The organism is Bacillus sp. NTK034 (assembly GCF_017303275.1).
Lineage (GTDB): Bacteria > Bacillota > Bacilli > Bacillales > Cytobacillaceae > Cytobacillus.
Map to the genome: position 1 here is coordinate 241,197 of NZ_JAFKOJ010000005.1, position 16,813 is coordinate 258,009.

Here is a 16,813-nt window from a genome sequence, read left to right on the forward strand (position 1 = left end):
AGTCCCTAGGAGCCGCAACTAGACAGGCTTGTGACCTCGAGGGGGTAGGCGCCGCAGCTAGACAGTTATCTAATTCCGAAGTTTGTCATTCGTAATGGAAGGCGTTCCATGGCGGAACGCCCTTTTATCTTAACTGAATCTCCTTCACCTTCTGTCTCTGTTCCTCCGGCCACCAGGCCCCACAGTCTTCAGAGACTACACAGGCAGCGCATTTCTCCAGGTCATAGACCTTCATCCCCGTAATTGGCGGTGAATAAAGGTGCAGTGTGACAAGGTTCTCCCTGCCTGTACTCTTCATTTTATGCACCCCTTTTTTGGGAGCAAAAAAGAAGGATCCTTTGGACTTTATCTCTGCAAAAAGCTCAAATGGGACGCCTTTCTTCACTTCAAAAACGGTGTTTTCCGAATCTCCATTTACTACTTGAATCCACCCCTTTGAATTACCATGATCATGAGGGGCGCATTCGAGATCCGACCAGTTCATGACGAGCAGCTCCACTTCATTATTTTGATATAGCAGCTTGCGGTAATAGGGTTTTCCATCTGCCGGCTGCAAGTGGGGAAGCAACTCCTCAAGTTTGATATCAAGTGATGCCAAAGCCTTTCTAAGTTCTTCTGCAGAAGGTGATTTCAATGAATTCAAACTCATTTTAAACCGTTCCTTCAAGGCCACTAAACGACTCCCCCTTTATGTGGATTATCGTTTCCTCCATGAAAAATATTTCAGCTGACCATTCACCATGATCACTCCTATAATAATTATGATTCCGCCCATTATGCTTATGAAGGAAATTTTTTCACGAAGCAATAGAATGGCCGCAATAAAGGTAAACAGCGGCTCCATATAGATAAACATTGATACTTTGGAAGCTTCCAAAACCTCAAGTGCCCTGGACCAGTACCAGTAGCCAACCCCCGACACAAATATGCCCAGAAACAATATATGAACCCATTCAGAATCGGATAAAAGATGAAACTTCTCCCACCCTCTATCTCTCATTAAAAAGGGAATGGTCAACACACATCCAAGCAAACTCATATAAAAAGTGACCACAAGTGAAGGAAGCTTAATTTGCAGCTTCTTCACCAAAATCGAGTATATGGCCCAATTCAGTGTACTTAGGATCATGAGAAAATACCCTATATTTAAAGCAAATCCAAGCGTCTGGCCGCTTCTTGCTCCTGTTACCATGAGCACTCCGGAAATCGCAGTTATAATGCCCAGTGCCTTTATGAATGTCAATTTTTCATGAAGGAAGATCATGGAGAGAAGCACGGTAAAAACAGGTGAAAAAGAAATGATCCACCCCGCAGAAGAGGCGTCTATTGTCTTTAGAGATGTTACCTGGATGACCTGATGGATGAAAACGCCGAGTACACCGAGAACAATTAAATGGGGAATATATCTGAGCGGGATGTGGAGCGGATATTTTTTTAAGAGAAGCACAAGGAGCAGAAAAGCTGCCCCGATGGCAAACCGGAGAATGATTAATGTATAAGGGTCCAGCTTATCCAAAACAGCTTTGGTTGAAACAAAAGAGACTCCCCAAAAACTGATCGAAATGGTTGCGTAAAAAGAGGATGCCAATTGTGGCTTCATGGGCGAGCATGTCCTTTCCGGAAGGGTTTCTACCATGATATGCTCGTCCCGATGTAAAATGCGGAGTTTAGTTTGATTTACTTGCGGATTGTATGCCAAATTTATTATTTTTTTGCTGATTTTCCGGATTGGCTGACTAATTTTCTGAGGATTTGCCCGTTACTTTTTGGTTTGCTGCCTGGTTTTCCGATTTGTTTGCTGATTTACCGGGTTTGTTTGCATTTTTCCTGATTTGTTTGCAGGTTTCCAAGGTTTATTTGCATTTTTCCTGATTTGTTTGCTGGTTTCCAAGGTTTATTTGCTAAATTCAGGATTTATTTGTAAAGTTCACATTTAGAAAAAAGAATGCCCCCAAATAATGTGGACACCCTTTTCCAATCTATCTCAATATCCCCTGCAGCCAGGGCAGAACCACTTCATATGCTTTAAACCCGAGGTAAATGCCGACAATCCCCATTATGCCAGGCAAAGCTGGCGGAGCGGGAATCGGCAGCTTCATGAAAGCAAAGACAAATCCGACAAGAAATCCTGTAAGTATGGATAAAAGAACGATTTTCATGAGATCCTCCTATAGTGGCTTACTATGTTTTACCAGTTTAACTACACCCTTTAAATATATGCCTTTAGCTTCCCCTTTTTCGTCTAAAACATGAAAAAAGCCGGCACCAATAAGTGCCAGCTTTGCGTTTTACATTTTTTCCGGAGCAGATACACCGATTAATTTCAGAGCGTTTTTCAAAGTAGTCTGAACCGCTTTGATTAATGCCAGGCGGGCTTTGGTTCTTTCCGGATTTTCCGCATCCAGTACTTTTTCAGCATTATAGAAGCTGTGGAAAGTAGAAGCCAGTTCATAAATATAGTTCGTGATTCTATGCGGCATGCGCTTTTGCGCAGCTTCGCCGACAGCCTGCGGGAATTCGCCGATTTTCTTCAGAACGTCGATTTCCTTTTCCGCCTGAATCAGGGAGTAATCTGCAGCTTCGGCAGACATGCCCTGCTCTTCACCCTGGCGCAGGATGCTGGAAATACGCGCGTGTGCGTACTGGGCATAGTAAACGGGGTTTTCGTTTGATTGTGATACAGCCAAATCAAGGTCAAAATCAAGATGCGTATCTGCGCTTCTCATCGCGAAGAAATAGCGTGTTGCATCCAGTCCTACTTCTTCCACAAGGTCACGCATCGTTACCGCTTTACCGGTACGTTTGCTCATCTTCATTTTTTCGCCGTTTTTGTACAAGTGTACAAGCTGGATGATTTCGACTTCGAGCGCCTCACGGTCATAGCCAAGCGCCTGGATGGCTGCTTTCATGCGCGGGATGTAGCCATGGTGATCAGCGCCCCAAATGTTGATCAGCTTTTCAAAGCCTCTTTCAAGCTTGTCTTTATGGTAAGCGATATCTGGAGTCAGATATGTGTAAGAACCGTCATTTTTAATCAGAACACGGTCTTTATCATCACCGAAAGCAGTTGAGCGGAACCAGGTTGCACCCTCATCTTCGTAAATGTGGCCGTTATCCTTTAATGCCTGCAGGGCTGTGTCGATTTTGCCATTATGATAAAGGGATGTTTCAGAATACCATACATCAAATGGCACGCGGAAGTCTTCAAGATCCTGCTTCAGCTTCGCCATTTCATATTTCAGGCCGTATTCACGGAAAAAGTCAAAACGCTCTTTTTCATCCGCATTTACATACTTATCGCCGTACTCGTCAGCCAGCTTTTTGCCGATGCCGATGATGTCTTCGCCATGGTAGCCGTCAGCCGGCATTTCTTTTTCAAGGCCAAGAGCCTGGAAATACCGCGCTTCAACCGATAGAGCCAGATTGTTAATCTGGTTTCCGGCATCATTGATATAGTACTCACGGGAAACATCATAGCCGGCTTTATCTAAAATGTTGCATAAGGAGTCGCCGACAGCTGCGCCGCGGGCATGTCCTAGATGCAAGTCCCCTGTCGGGTTAGCTGAAACAAACTCCACCTGGATCTTCTGGCTGTTTCCAACCGTTGTTTCTCCGTACTGATCCCCTGCTTCCAGAACGGCCGGAATCAGGTCAGTTAAATAAGAATTATTCATGTAAAAATTGATAAAGCCAGGCCCGGCGATTTCAATTTTTTCAATGGAAGCCTTTGAGCTGTCAAAATGAGCGATAAGCTCCTCTGCAATCATTCTTGGCGCTTTTTTAGCCACACGCGCTAATTGCATCGCCATATTCGTGGAATAGTCTCCATGCGCCTTTTCCTTCGGGATTTCCAGAATTACATCCGGAATCTGCTCTTTCGCTGCCAAGCCAGCCTTAACAACCGCATCCTTAATTTCCTGCTTTAATTTGCCTTGCACCTGCTCAACTATGTTCATTGTTCTCCTCCTCAAACGTAATCGCCAAATGGTATGTACCTGCCTGGGATCCCTGCATTTTCAAATCGTATAAAATATCAATCGAACCTTCGCCGGATTCTTCATCATATTGATGGACCATCCGCTTGGTCACTGTGCCCATCTCAAACACTCCGTATGGCGTCTCGTAGCTGCCGCGGAGCTTTTTATTCATTCTGAAAGGGAGCCTCATTTTCACGGCGCCGCTTCGTAAAATCAGTCCGTCTGCATCGGACATTTTTATGATCGTCTTTACTGTTCCCTCTTCCATCATTTCATCATACTGAAGGAACCGGGCAGAATCTTTTCTATAGTATCGGCCAAAAGCAGTCAATTCAAAAGTCTCTTTGCTGCCTCCGCTGCGAATATCTGTCTTCACATTAATCTTCACAGGCATTTGTTCCGCTGAGCGACTGGACAACGGCAACACATCCTTTTCATCATATATAACTATATAAGTATAAATACTTGATGGGGAAAGTGCAAGGAGCGGGTGGCAGGCACCGCCCGAATTTTATCAAATAAAAAAACGGAGACCGAGGTCCCCGTTTATCGCAGTCTACCGGGCAGCAGGCCCCCATTCAAGACTCAGAAGAATGAATGGGGGCCTACTGCCCGTAAAGGCACGATTGGATCAACTAACAATCAGTTGGGGATAAAAAACTCCCCAACTGATTAAAGTTTCACTTTTATTTTTTATTCACCCATCCAAGAATCATTTCCCGGATCAGTTTGCTGGCTGTATTGGCCGTTTGTTCAGATGGATCATAGATGGGCGCAACCTCTACAAGGTCAGCTCCAACGACTTTAACATCTGAATAGGCAATTTCATGAATAGAAGCAAGAAGCTCTCTTGATGTGATGCCGCCTGCGTCGACTGTGCCTGTTCCCGGCGCGTGGGCAGGGTCAAGAACATCAATATCAATTGTTACATAGACCGGACGTCCTGCAAGCTTAGGAAGAATATCTTTCAATGGCTTGTGCACTTCGAATTTTGAAATGTGCATGCCGACTTCTTTCGCCCACTGGAATTCTTCTTTCATGCCAGAACGGATGCCAAAAGAATAGACATTGCCAGGCCCAATTAAATCAGCTGCCTTGCGGATTGGCGTTGAATGGGATAATGGCTCCCCTTCATAATCCACACGAAGATCCGTATGGGCGTCCATATGGATAATCGCTAAATCCGGATATTTTTTGTACATTGCTTTGATCACAGGCCAGGAAACCAAATGTTCTCCGCCCATGCCAAGCGGGAATTTATCCTCCGCCAGAAGCTGATCGATAAACTCCTCAATCATATCGATGCTTTTTTGGGGATTTCCGAATGGCAGCGGAATATCGCCGGCATCATAATATTTTACCTCTTCAAGCTCACGGTCCAGGTATGGGCTGTACTCTTCAAGCCCGATGGAAACTTCCCTGATGCGGCCAGGGCCGAAACGGGAGCCTGGACGATAGCTGACCGTCCAATCCATCGGCATTCCATAAATGACCGCTTCACTTTCCTCATAACTAGGATGGCTTTTAATAAACACATTGCCTGAATAGGCTTCATCAAAACGCACCAAGGTCATCCCTCACTTTTTATGTATTCAAGAAGGCTGCTTTAGAAAGCAGCCTGTCCATTACTTCACTAAGTCTGCAACAAATTTAGGCAATACAAATGCCGCTTTATGCAATTCCTTCGTATAGTATTTTGTTTCGATTTCATGGAAGCGATCTTCGCTTACTTCTAATGGATCGTATTTTTTAGATCCGATTGTAAATGCCCACATTCCGCTTGGGTAAGTAGGGATATTCGCAGTGTAGAGACGAGTGATTGGGAAAATTTCTTTCACATCGCGCTGTACGTTGCGGATAAGGTCCGCTTTGAACCAAGGGTTGTCAGACTGGGCCACAAAGATGCCGTCTTCTTTTAAGGCTTTAGAGATTCCAGCATAGAAGCCTTTTGTGAATAGATTTACCGCAGGTCCAACCGGCTCAGTTGAGTCCACCATGATTACGTCATATTCATTTTCGCTTTCGGCAATGTGCATGAAGCCATCGCCCACCTGCACATCAACGCGAGGGTCATCGAGCTTGCCTGCAATCTCAGGAAGGAATTTTTTTGAGTACTCAATAACCTTTCCGTCGATATCCACCAGAGTCGCCTTTTTCACGCTTGGGTGCTTAAGGACTTCACGGATAACACCGCCGTCACCGCCGCCAACAACAAGAACGTTTTCAGGGTTTGGATGCGTGAACAAAGGAATGTGCGCAACCATCTCATGGTAAACAAACTCATCCTTGACTGAAGTCATAACCATGTCGTCAAGAAGAAGCATATTGCCCCACTCTTCTGTTTCCACCATATCAAGCTTCTGGAATTCTGTCTGTTCTGTATGTAAAGTACGCTTTACCTTCATCGTAATGCCAAAGTTCTCCGTTTGTTTCTCTGTAAACCAAAGTCCCATTCTTTAATCATTCCTTCCATAAAAAAATGAATTATCACTAAAGAGCAGCAAAAAGCATTTTCATCTTTTATACTTCCCTAACATGCAAATAACAAACACAGAAAAAGTATAGATGAATCTAGCAAAATTGCAAGAAAAATTTCGCTAATTAGTAGAGAAAGATGTTTAAAATCCTCCTGTTTTTTCAATACTGAATACATAGAGCACTTATTAGGAAATTATTTGGATAATTCGCTGCATTTATCGGTCAGCTTTTAATTTTATCGGTCACTTTGGAGTCTTTATCGGTCAGACTTCTAGTTTATCGGTCAGTTTGGAGTCATTATCGGTCAGACTTCTAGTTTATCGGTCAGTTTGGACAGTTTATCGGTCAGTTTTTTATCTTTTCGGTCACTTGGCACTGCATTAACTTTTCACTATAAAAAAGTTTGAAACAGATAAATAGGGGGTGCTTGATATGGAATTAATGACAGATCAGCGTTTTCGGAAAACGATGAAATATTTGCGTGCGGTTCTCATTATTAGCTTAATAGGAATGGCTATAGCCGCAGTGATGATCGGAGGCATTCTCGTATATGCCAAAATCTTAGGGCCTCCGCCGCTTGCCGTTCCGCAATCGACTTTATTTTTCTCGGATGATGGCACGGTTATCGGAGAAAGCCACAACGGCCAAAAACGCTATTGGGCCCCACTTGATGACATCAGCCCGCATTTGATTGATGCGACGGTCTCGATAGAGGATAAGAATTTTTTCGAGCACAATGGATTTGATTATAAAAGAATCGCAGGTGCCGCCATCGCTGATATAAAGGCAATGGCCAAAGTTCAGGGCGCCAGCACCATCAGCCAGCAGTATGCCCGCAACCTGTTCCTTGAACATGAAAAAACCTGGAAGCGGAAATTGCTTGAGGCTTTTTATACCATTAGGCTGGAGATGAATTATACGAAAAAGGAAATCCTCGAAGGCTATTTAAATACGATTTATTACGGCAATGGAGCTTACGGCGCGCAGGCAGCAAGCCAGTTCTATTTCGGGAAGGATGCAAGTGAGCTGTCATTGGCTGAGGCTTCGATTTTATCCGGCATCCCTAAGGGTCCTGGCATCTACTCGCCATTTGCATCAGCAGAAAAAGCAGATCAGCGTCAGAAAGTGATTCTGCAGACGATGGTGAAGAACGGGCTTGTCAGCCAAAAAGAAGCTGATCTCGCGGCGGCGGAAGAGCTTGAGCTGGTTGGTGAGCACATGCATCCACGATCGAAAACAGCCCCGTATTTTCAGGACGCTGTCCGCAATGCCCTTAAAACACAGCTGAAGCTGGATGACCGCACGATTGAACTGGGCGGATTGAAGGTTTATACCACTTTGAATCTGAAGGAACAGGAAATCGCGGAAGAAACAATAAATAAGCTTATTTCAAAAGACTCGGAGATTCAGGTCGGAGTTGTGGCCATGAATCCGAAAAACGGGTATGTGAAAGCAATGGTTGGCGGACGTGATTATGAGGAAAGTCCATTTAACCGGGCAGTCCAGGCAGTCAGGCAGCCCGGATCGACGATAAAGCCGCTTCTCTATTACGCGGCATTGGAGCAGGGCTTCACCCCCTCCACTCCAATCCGGAGCGAGCAGACGACTTTTCGGTTTGAAGACGGTACGCCGGACTATACACCGCATAACTTCAACAGCAAGTATGCGGATGACGAAATCACAATGGCCCAGGCCCTTGCTCTATCAGACAATGTCTATGCGGTGAAGACTCATTTATTTTTAGGAGAAGAGACGCTTGTCAATACAGCCAAGAAATTTGGCATTACCTCTAAAATGGCGAAGGTACCGTCCCTTGCACTCGGCACATCCGGTATGAGAGTCATTGAGCTTGCGAACGCCTACAGCATGTTCGCCAATGGAGGTAAAAAGGTCTCGCCGGTACTGATTAAGCGTGTGGAGAACCATAAAGGCGAAGTTATCTACGAGCAGGAGCCATTTCAGATGAAGGTTCTGAAGCCTGACCTTGCTTTCGTTATGACCCATATGATGACAGGTATTTTTGACCGGAAGCTGAACGGCTATGCCCAGGTAACGGGAAGCACAGTCATCAACCACATGACACGCCCGTACGCCGGCAAGTCCGGTTCAACAGAAACAGACAGCTGGATGGCCGGCTTTACACCACAGCTGGTCACTGCGGTATGGACCGGCTATGACAAAGGCCAGGTCATTACAAAAACAGTTGACAAAACGTATGCCAAAAATATTTGGATCCGGTTTATGGAGGAAGCCCATAAAGGAAAGCCGGCCAAGGAATTCAAAGCGCCCAAAGATACAGTCGGCGTCTACATTGATCCAGCCAACGGGAAAATTGCCGGGGAAAACTGCCCGGTCAAGCGCCTAACCTATTTCGCAGAAGGCACAGAACCTGCGGAATACTGTACAGACCATTTGAGCCATAAAGATGAGAAGAAAATCGAGGAGCCTGAAAAGAAGCCCGAGACACCTTGGTATAAGAAACTGTTTCGGTGGGCTTCGTAATGGTGACAGGCACCTATACCACTAATAAAAATGGTATAGGTGCCTGTCTTTTTACATTGAAAAACCCCGGGGTCCGAATCCCGGGGTTTTTCGTGTCCTAGTGCTATATTGTGCCTCCACACTGTTAAATAGTTTACTTTTTTTATTGGAATTGTACAAGTAGTTAGAAAATCACGTCAAAAAAATGTCACAATTTCGTCACAAAATTAGACTTTTTTTCTAAATGGCTTGTAAATCTGTTTTTAGCCGTTCCGCCGATCTTTCCCACATGCCTGCGTCATGATTTTTCAGGAAATCTGCCAGCACTTTTTTGGATTTCTCATCCATATGATCTACAATGATGTGTCTTTTAATCGATTTATCCATGCGGTTCACATGCTCTGGCAGCGATTTGTAGCCCCGGCGGATTTCTCTGTCGACTGTCATCTCACATGCTGTAACACCTGCATAATAAGCGCCGCCCTCTTTGCGGTCTATGGTGACCCAAATTAGCCAGTACGGCTTCCCATTTGGCACTTCCTCTTTGCTTTTCAAAAACTTGATGCCTTTTTCAACAGGACTGCGAGCATGCATGGCGCCCACTTCAATTGACGCCTCCCCGGCATCCACATCAATAATAACCGGTGTTACATTATCAAGGCTCAGAGTCCCGACCCCAAATCCGCCATGTCCTTCAGTCGGGTCGCTCTTGATTATATTAAAATCAACCTTCTTTTTCTTTTTTTCTTCCATTTCAAGTCCTCCTAAGCAAATATTAGGCTCTTATTATTATGTCATAAATATTTCATAGAAAAAATCATTTAGGCCGCTCGCCAGCACTGGCAAAACGGTGTTAAAAATTGGCTGGATGGTGTATTGATCCAGCGGTGTAATGACAAGGATAAGGAAAATAACGGACCCATACGCCTCAAACTGAGTCATTTTCGGGCGAATATGGGCTGGTGCCAGATCCTCAATAATTCTGTAGCCATCAAGCGGCGGAAACGGCAGCAGGTTGAATACAAACAGCACTAAATTCAGCTGAATAAAGATATTAAGGAAATCTGCCACAAACGCTGGAAACGAAGCAGCGAGTCCTGTACCGGCTAGGGCATACCAGATAAAAAAGCCCAGGACAGCCATCACCAGATTGGATATCGGTCCCGCAATTGAGACAGATATCCCGGCAAGCTTCGGATTTTTGAAAAAGAAACGGTTGACCGGTACTGGCCTGGCCCATCCAAAACCGGCAATAAAAATCAGGATTGTTCCAATCGGATCCAGATGCTGCATGGGATTTAGAGTTAATCTGCCCTGATTTTTTGCTGTGGGATCTCCAAACTTATAAGCCACATAAGCATGGGCAAATTCATGGACCGTAAAGGCGATCATCAACGTTACCGCGACATAGGGAATCTCCCTGAGAGAAAATGCCAAAAATTGTTCCAAATGCCAAAACTCCCTCTCCTGCCGGCTGAAAAGCCAGGCTTTATTTATACATACTATGTAGGAAAAGCCGATGCTATTTACCTAAAAGTATACATGAACGCCTGAGCAAAGGGAATCAGACTTGCACATTGCGAGAAAAAGTGGAAAAATACAAGCATACATAGTGAGGAGGAAAAGAAAATGCCATACGTAACCGTTAAAATGCTTGAAGGACGCACTGAAGAACAGAAAAAAGCGCTCGCTGAAAGAGTAACAGCTGCAGTAAGCGAAACGACTGGGGCACCTGAAGATAAAATTGTCGTATTTATCGAAGAAATGTCCAAAAATCACTATGCTGTCGGTGGAAAACGCTTAAGCGATCAGTAAACTTTCTTATTAAGGGCAGTTTTCCATACGGAAACTGCTTTTTTTTATGGATTTTTCTCATCCAGACGCTTTTTATGTGCGGATAAATTTTTTTATGTGCGGATAGCACCATTTTACTTGCAGATAAAAAAAATTATGTGCGGATAGCTCCGATTTATGTGCGGAAGACTTCCTTTCAGAAATTCAGCAAAAAAGAAAAGCCAGGCGTTAATGCAGCCCGGCTTTTTCTCTTAAGCTTTCAATATATTGATATGCCTGTTCCACTTCTTCATCCGTGTATCGCTGTTTGCTTTTTAGGGTAAAGACTTTTTCTTTCACTTCTTCTTTTGGGAGGTCGTTAAAATAAAGGACCGTTGAGACGAGTTCAAGGAATCTTGCATTCTGGCCGTTCATATCATGCAGGCAGTCCTGGAGGCTGGGCATATCGACAGCGTTAATGTCCAAAAATTCCTTGCCGGTTTCAGTAAGTGTGTATCGATACTGATAGTAGCCGCCCTTTTTTTCCTTTACTTCGTTTAAGAATCCCATATTGCAGAGTTCTTCAACCCTTAATGTCAATTCTTCCGAATATGGTCCGTAAAAGTGAAATTGAAATCTTTCCTGAAAGGGAAATTCGATGTTTTTGGCGATATAAATCATTTTCTGCAGCTTTTTCCGTCCCACGATTTCATCAGAGACTGCAATGGCGTGCATTAGTTTGGCGTGATCCTTTAACAAAGCTCTTCATCTCCTACTCCGTTTTTTCCCGTATCTATAGAAAACCAATTATGTAGTCTTAATCGATTTCCAGCAGCGTTCTAATCTGTTTTTTAATGTTTGGCTTTTTGCTGTCGTCTGCAATAAAATCAGACGGATAGTACAGCTTATGATCAGTGCGTCGTTTCCCTGAAATGGCATCCACGATCTCCGATTCGCGGGAAAGCTCGCGGATATCCCCATTCTTCAGCAGCAAATGGATAGGCAGTCTTTCTTCTTCCTCGCCCGGACGGTAAAAATCATAAGGCAAATCAGATGAAGAATCGACGACCAGGTAATATTCCGGATCGATGCCTGCCTTTTTGAACAAAGCTGACAGCTCTGCCAGCTTCTTATACTCTTTCGCCGGATCGAATTCCACATATTTATATAAATTCCGGTCCATAAATCGGCAGCAGAGATCTTTCAGTATCGGATCTTCTTCCTCCCGCCACATCTGAAAATAATAAAGAATAATAGCTTCATCGAGCTTTATATAATCTTCAAGAGTAATTTCACCATTGAATAAAGAATAAAAATGGATTGGATCATATTTAAACCTGTATTTCTGTTCATGCAAATCTTTCGCACGATGAAGGATTTTGGTCAGGATCACCTCGGCACTGCGTGTAACCGGGTGGAAATAAACCTGCCAATACATCTGGTACCGGCTCATAATGTAATCCTCAACAGCATGCATCCCGCTCTGCTTGATCACGACCTGGTCTTCCCGCGGCCTCATGACACGCAGGATCCGCTCCATGTCAAAGTGGCCATAGCTGACGCCGGTAAAATAAGCATCACGCTGCAGATAATCCATCCGGTCCGCATCAATCTGGCTGGAAATCAGGCTGACCACCAGCTTATTTTTAGAAGTTTTGGCAATCACATCTGCCACTTTTTGCGGAAAATCGGCACTTACCCTTGTGAGCACCTGATGAACCTCGGTATCGCCGAGAATGATCGCCCGAGTATAATGTTCATGATCAAGATCGAATACTTTTTCAAAGGAGTGTGAGAACGGGCCATGCCCCAAATCGTGGAGTAGTGCAGCGCATAAGGTCAGGATGCGGTCTTCGTCATCCCATTCCGGCCTGCCAAAAAAGACGTCATCGGAAATGCGCCGCACAATCTCGTAAACTCCGAGCGAGTGGTTAAAGCGGCTATGCTCAGCACCATGGAAGGTTAAATAAGTTGTTCCGAGCTGCTTTATTCTTCTAAGACGCTGAAACTCTTTGGTCCCGATTAAATCCCAGATCACTCTATCCCTGACGTGTATGTACCGATGAACGGGATCTTTAAATACTTTTTCCTCACTTAACTTTTCCGCTGAATATGCCATTCCGTACCCTCCGCTTTTCCTGTTTCCACACTTTCCGAACCTGTTGTTCCCAATTTCTGGCGTATACCTATTATATCCCGATTACGGTGTCAATTCATCACAAAATTCTCTGTTTTTCATGGCTCTTCGACAGAAACCGCGATACACCAATCATCTGCTCCAGAAATATTTTTCGACTTTTCTAAAAACAATTTTGCCTCCTAAGTCTATTTACCAATCAGAGCTCAATCATAAACTCAGGCAAAAAATAAAATCACCTCAGGACAGAAGTCAAGGTGATCTTTATTTTTTCAGCTTTTTATTAATTTTCTCCATCAATTCCTCTTCCGTCAGTGCGGCAAGGGGACGGTTATTGACGAAAGCAAATGTTTTTTTGCGGCCTGGCCCGCAATAGGACTGGCAGCCAACATCAATTTTTGCTTCAGGATCTATCTCTTTTAATCGAGGTATCAATGTCTTCAGATTTACAGCCTGACAATCGTCGCAAACACGAAATTCGTTTGCCATTTATTACAACCCTTTCTGCGGTCAATCTTTTATATTGTGCGCTCCCCGTTCCGGGAGCTTTATCCTCGCATTTCGCGCCTGGTCATCTTCTACGTTAAAGCATGTCCGCTGCACGGCATTCCTATTCAGATTAAAAGGACTGCCCTGCCAACTGCTACAGGCTATTTTAAAACTTATCCAGCTCTATTGCAAGGTGTAATCATTAACTTGAGTGGTGAATCTTAGTAATCTTCACAAAACCGCCATACGTATCTAGCGAAAATTAAAATTTTAAAAAAATCTACTATCCTTTTAATCACCTTTGTATAAAATCTGCCAAGTTTGTCCATCCTTTAACTAAGGCAACAGCAAAAAGAAATAATTTAGGGAGTTGAGGTTACATGAAAGTACGTCAGGACGCTTGGACAGATGAAAACGATTTATTGCTGGCAGAAACCGTTTTACGGCATGTGAGGGAAGGCAGCACTCAGTTAAACGCTTTTGAGGAAGTTGGAGACAAGCTGAACCGCACCTCTGCGGCATGCGGATTCCGCTGGAACGCTGTGGTAAGGCACCAGTATGAAAAAGCGCTTCAGTTAGCCAAGAAACAGCGCAAGCAGAGACAAAGAATGCTAGGAAAGGATCAGGGCGGCAAAAAGAAACTCTTATACTCTCCGCCAGTCCCAACTATGCAGGAGGTTGAAGCAGCGCCAATTCAGACAAATGCGATTGCACCGCCGTCACCGGCTGATTTTTACGAGGAGCGCACAGAGGATGAAGTGCACTCCCAAACAGAAACGGTTTCATCCTACACCTATTCAGAGCCGGTTTATACTCCGCCTGCACAGCTGGATATGGATACCGTTATCGCATACTTGCAAACATTGAATCATTCAGGCATTCAGCTTGATATACTAAAGAATGAGAATGAAAGATTGAAGCGCGAAAATGCAGATCTAAGAAGCCGGAATGAAGTGCTTGAGAGCAAAATCGGCGAATTGGAGCAGAATACGGTAACCATTCAGGAAGATTACGAGACACTGATGAAAATTATGAACAGAGCCCGCAATTTTGTTCTGTTTGATGAAGAAGAAAGGCCTGCATCCAAGTTTAAAATGGACCGCAACGGCAATTTGGAGAGAGTAGCGGAATAGAAAAGTGGAAGCGCCTTCCTCCCCAGGAGTTAAGACGCTGAAAATTCCAAAATAAAAAAGGTGTTCCCGGCAGCGGGAGCAGGAGAAAATGGCAGCAATTCCTTTCAAGGAGGGCCGCAGATCGATCATGACTGCGGCTCTTCTTTTATTTATTCGCTGCCAAGTACTTTCTCATTCCGTTCTATCACACGGCGATAATAGGCTTCAAATAGGCCCGCTTCCACATTTGTCAGCTGCCCTGCATAGAGGCGGCCCGCTTTCTTTTTCAATGACTGCAAAAAGCGGAGCATCACATCCTGAACCGTCAGCTCTGTCCCCAGCAATTCCGACAAGGATGCCATCACAGCCGGCTGAATTTCAGGGTACAGGAACTTCGTCTGTTCTTCTCTTTTAGCAAGAGAATAGAATTTGCCAATCAAATCTGCCCGCTCACTACCGCTGCCATCCACACACAGATAAATCTGAACTGCCACGCCATTGCGCAGCCGCCTTTGCGAAATGCCGGCAAACTTCTGTCCCCCGATACTTAGATCATAGCTTCCCGGGCAATAGGAGCCGACAATTTCACGCGCTTCTATTTCTATATGAAAATCGGAAAACATCTCCTGAATGAGCAGCCACATTGCATCATAGCCACGGTTTATATCAATCCCCTTTTCACTTTCGGGAAAAATCAGCGAAATATTAAGGACCCCTTGATCCAGGACAACGGCAAGGCCGCCGGAATTTCTAACGATCACTTCATATCCCTGGCTTTTTAGAAAATGGATTCCTTCACTCAGGAAAGGCAGCTTTGTATCCTGAATTCCAAGCACGATCGTATTATGGTGAACCCATGTCCTCGCGCTCGCAGGCGCTGCACCGGACCCGACAGAAGCACAAAGCGTATCATCCATCCCAAATGAATGCAGGGCATTTAAGTGGATTCCCGCAGCAGACTGGTCAATGACCCTCCATTCTTCCTGAATCAGCAAATCTTGTAGCGAATTCATCTTCATTTGATCCCCTTTTGCCGATATTTCCAGTAAATCGGCAGAATTTATCTATTTAGTATCCATTTAACGGCCAAAACTACAGCTTTATCGGCCAAAGGCCTATAACAGATACATTATAGCAAAAAAGCCAGTCGCAAGGGACCGGCTTCTAAGCTGCTGTATTATTGATGCAATGCTTGAGCAGCAGTAATTAAAGCAAGCTTGTATACGTCTTCCTCGTTGCAGCCGCGGGACAGGTCATTAACCGGACGGTTCAAGCCTTGAAGGATTGGTCCCACTGCTTCGAAGTTTCCTAGGCGCTGGGCGATTTTGTAGCCGATGTTTCCGGCTTCCAGGCTAGGGAAAACAAATACATTTGCATCTCCCTGGATTGGTGAATCGGGAGCTTTTTTCTCAGCTACAGATGGAACGAATGCCGCATCAAACTGGAATTCCCCATCAATGATCAATAGCGGATCGCGAACTTTAGCCGCTTCAAGTGCCGCCGAAACTTTTTCCGTTTCAGGAGACTTGGCAGAGCCCTTTGTTGAGAAGCTCAGCATGGCCACACGCGGTTCGATATCGAACATTCTGGCTGTCTTCGCGCTTTCAATCGCGATTTCTGCCAGGTCCTGGCTGTCAGGTGAGATGTTGATGGCACAATCGGCAAAAACATATTTCTCATCGTCACGGACCATGATGAATACACCGGATGTTTTGCGCACGCCTTCTTTTGTTTTAATGATTTGAAGAGCCGGGCGCACTGTGTCAGCTGTTGAATGGGCTGCACCGCTCACAAGGCCGTCTGCTTTGTTTGCGTAGACCAGCATGGTTCCAAAATAGTTTTCATCCAAAAGGATCCTGCGCGCATCTTCTTCTGTCGCTTTGCCTTTGCGTCTTTCAACAAATGAAGCCACAAGCTCATCCATCATTAAAAAGTTATTTGGGTCATAAATTTCTGCTGAATCCAGGCTGATATCCATGTCCTTTGCTTTCGCTTCAATTTCTGCAATGTTTCCAACAAGGATCGGAGTAACGATTTTTTCTGCAGCCAATCTGCCCGCAGCCGCTAAAATGCGCTCATCCTGTCCTTCTGGAAAAACGATTCTTAAATTCTGCCCTGTTACTTTTTCTTTCAATACTGTGAATAAATCACTCATGCTAATTCCTCCCACGGCGATAATTTTTCCGTTCAGTTTAATAGAAATTCTCCTATATACTCCCTTAGAATACTCTTCATCCTAATAATTTCAAGGAGTTCACATGCTGTTAGCGTTTACAACTAAAAAGTTTTTGTTTTCGGTAAATTTCCAATAATAAATATCCTTCTGATAGTCCATCTTCATACCTTTTTTAAGATATCCATAATGT

General features: G+C 44.5%; 17 protein-coding genes. 3 read left to right on the forward strand and 14 right to left on the reverse strand.

The genetic code is table 11. The features are described 5' to 3' along the window. Positions 1-124 precede the first annotated feature (124 nt). The 7 genes from JI665_RS16145 to speE all read right to left on the reverse strand — a co-directional run bounded on the left by JI665_RS16145 (position 125) and on the right by speE (position 6,430). Positions 125-673 carry a cysteine dioxygenase gene (locus JI665_RS16145; RefSeq protein ID WP_206840813.1) on the reverse strand — a complete coding sequence of 183 codons (549 nt, stop codon included), beginning with the start codon at positions 671-673 and terminating at the stop codon, positions 125-127. A gap of 24 nt (positions 674-697) precedes the next feature. After that, positions 698-1,600, reverse strand: coding sequence for a DMT family transporter (locus tag JI665_RS16150; protein ID WP_206840815.1), 903 nt, complete (start codon positions 1,598-1,600; stop codon positions 698-700). Positions 1,601-1,979: 379 nt separating this feature from the next. After that, the gene (locus JI665_RS16155) at positions 1,980-2,159 is read right to left on the reverse strand and encodes a XapX domain-containing protein (protein WP_009332314.1); all 180 of its coding nucleotides are present in this window, start codon (positions 2,157-2,159) and stop codon (positions 1,980-1,982) included. A gap of 129 nt (positions 2,160-2,288) precedes the next feature. After that, the gene (gene argS / locus JI665_RS16160; protein WP_206840817.1) at positions 2,289-3,956 is read right to left on the reverse strand and encodes an arginine--tRNA ligase; all 1,668 of its coding nucleotides are present in this window, start codon (positions 3,954-3,956) and stop codon (positions 2,289-2,291) included. Then, entirely contained in the window at positions 3,943-4,395 is a 453-nt protein-coding gene (locus tag JI665_RS16165) for a DUF1934 domain-containing protein (protein WP_206840819.1), read from the reverse strand. The genes argS and JI665_RS16165 overlap by 14 nt, the downstream gene beginning before the upstream one ends. A gap of 268 nt (positions 4,396-4,663) precedes the next feature. Continuing rightward, the gene (gene speB, locus JI665_RS16170) at positions 4,664-5,542 is read right to left on the reverse strand and encodes an agmatinase (RefSeq protein WP_206840821.1); all 879 of its coding nucleotides are present in this window, start codon (positions 5,540-5,542) and stop codon (positions 4,664-4,666) included. Between the two features lie 60 nt (positions 5,543-5,602). Next, positions 5,603-6,430 (reverse strand): spermidine synthase, encoded by an 828-nt coding sequence (gene speE, locus JI665_RS16175; protein ID WP_206840823.1) that lies wholly within the window; start codon positions 6,428-6,430, stop codon positions 5,603-5,605. A gap of 457 nt (positions 6,431-6,887) precedes the next feature. Here speE and JI665_RS16180 point away from each other — a divergent pair, with 457 nt between their 5' ends. Then, positions 6,888-8,957, forward strand: a complete 2,070-nt coding sequence (locus JI665_RS16180) for a transglycosylase domain-containing protein (protein WP_206840825.1) — start codon at positions 6,888-6,890, stop codon at positions 8,955-8,957. 219 nt (positions 8,958-9,176) lie between these two features. On the opposite strand, the gene JI665_RS16185 is transcribed toward JI665_RS16180, so the two are convergent. Then, entirely contained in the window at positions 9,177-9,689 is a 513-nt protein-coding gene (locus JI665_RS16185) for a YwhD family protein (RefSeq protein ID WP_206840826.1), read from the reverse strand. Between the two features lie 36 nt (positions 9,690-9,725). After that, complete coding sequence (locus JI665_RS16190; protein ID WP_019380571.1) at positions 9,726-10,385, reverse strand: site-2 protease family protein; 660 nt, start codon at positions 10,383-10,385, stop codon at positions 9,726-9,728. A 180-nt stretch (positions 10,386-10,565) separates the two neighbouring features. Here JI665_RS16190 and JI665_RS16195 point away from each other — a divergent pair, with 180 nt between their 5' ends. Next, positions 10,566-10,751: a 2-hydroxymuconate tautomerase gene (locus JI665_RS16195; RefSeq protein ID WP_206840828.1), complete on the forward strand. Its 186-nt coding sequence runs from the start codon at positions 10,566-10,568 to the stop codon at positions 10,749-10,751. A 207-nt stretch (positions 10,752-10,958) separates the two neighbouring features. Here JI665_RS16195 and JI665_RS16200 read toward each other — a convergent pair whose 3' ends face one another. The 3 genes from JI665_RS16200 to JI665_RS16210 all read right to left on the reverse strand — a co-directional run bounded on the left by JI665_RS16200 (position 10,959) and on the right by JI665_RS16210 (position 13,335). Then, a complete protein-coding gene (locus JI665_RS16200; protein ID WP_206840830.1) occupies positions 10,959-11,468 on the reverse strand; it encodes a YwgA family protein in 510 nt (169 codons plus the stop codon). 58 nt (positions 11,469-11,526) lie between these two features. Then, positions 11,527-12,828 carry an HD domain-containing protein gene (locus tag JI665_RS16205; protein WP_206840833.1) on the reverse strand — a complete coding sequence of 434 codons (1,302 nt, stop codon included), beginning with the start codon at positions 12,826-12,828 and terminating at the stop codon, positions 11,527-11,529. Between the two features lie 282 nt (positions 12,829-13,110). Next, positions 13,111-13,335, reverse strand: a complete 225-nt coding sequence (locus tag JI665_RS16210) for a DUF1450 domain-containing protein (RefSeq protein ID WP_009332328.1) — start codon at positions 13,333-13,335, stop codon at positions 13,111-13,113. 380 nt (positions 13,336-13,715) lie between these two features. Here JI665_RS16210 and JI665_RS16215 point away from each other — a divergent pair, with 380 nt between their 5' ends. Then, positions 13,716-14,468: an RsfA family transcriptional regulator gene (locus tag JI665_RS16215; RefSeq protein ID WP_206840835.1), complete on the forward strand. Its 753-nt coding sequence runs from the start codon at positions 13,716-13,718 to the stop codon at positions 14,466-14,468. A 149-nt stretch (positions 14,469-14,617) separates the two neighbouring features. On the opposite strand, the gene JI665_RS16220 is transcribed toward JI665_RS16215, so the two are convergent. Both JI665_RS16220 and pta read right to left on the reverse strand, forming a co-directional pair. Next, positions 14,618-15,460 (reverse strand): lipoate--protein ligase family protein, encoded by an 843-nt coding sequence (locus JI665_RS16220; RefSeq protein WP_206840837.1) that lies wholly within the window; start codon positions 15,458-15,460, stop codon positions 14,618-14,620. Between the two features lie 164 nt (positions 15,461-15,624). Further along, positions 15,625-16,602 carry a phosphate acetyltransferase gene (pta, locus tag JI665_RS16225; RefSeq protein WP_206840838.1) on the reverse strand — a complete coding sequence of 326 codons (978 nt, stop codon included), beginning with the start codon at positions 16,600-16,602 and terminating at the stop codon, positions 15,625-15,627. Positions 16,603-16,813: the final 211 nt, after the last annotated feature.

Coding starts and splice junctions, on each gene's coding strand:
- JI665_RS16155 (WP_009332314.1), bottom strand. CDS start 2,159: ATGAAAATCGTTCTTTTATCCATACTTACAGGATTTCTTGTCGGATTT.
- JI665_RS16210 (WP_009332328.1), bottom strand. CDS start 13,335: ATGGCAAACGAATTTCGTGTTTGCGACGATTGTCAGGCTGTAAATCTG.
- JI665_RS16220 (WP_206840837.1), bottom strand. CDS start 15,460: ATGAATTCGCTACAAGATTTGCTGATTCAGGAAGAATGGAGGGTCATT.
- JI665_RS16185 (WP_206840826.1), bottom strand. CDS start 9,689: ATGGAAGAAAAAAAGAAAAAGAAGGTTGATTTTAATATAATCAAGAGC.
- pta (WP_206840838.1), bottom strand. CDS start 16,602: ATGAGTGATTTATTCACAGTATTGAAAGAAAAAGTAACAGGGCAGAAT.
- argS (WP_206840817.1), bottom strand. CDS start 3,956: ATGAACATAGTTGAGCAGGTGCAAGGCAAATTAAAGCAGGAAATTAAG.
- JI665_RS16215 (WP_206840835.1), top strand. CDS start 13,716: ATGAAAGTACGTCAGGACGCTTGGACAGATGAAAACGATTTATTGCTG.
- JI665_RS16180 (WP_206840825.1), top strand. CDS start 6,888: ATGGAATTAATGACAGATCAGCGTTTTCGGAAAACGATGAAATATTTG.
- JI665_RS16150 (WP_206840815.1), bottom strand. CDS start 1,600: ATGAAGCCACAATTGGCATCCTCTTTTTACGCAACCATTTCGATCAGT.
- JI665_RS16195 (WP_206840828.1), top strand. CDS start 10,566: ATGCCATACGTAACCGTTAAAATGCTTGAAGGACGCACTGAAGAACAG.
- speE (WP_206840823.1), bottom strand. CDS start 6,430: ATGGGACTTTGGTTTACAGAGAAACAAACGGAGAACTTTGGCATTACG.
- JI665_RS16205 (WP_206840833.1), bottom strand. CDS start 12,828: ATGGCATATTCAGCGGAAAAGTTAAGTGAGGAAAAAGTATTTAAAGAT.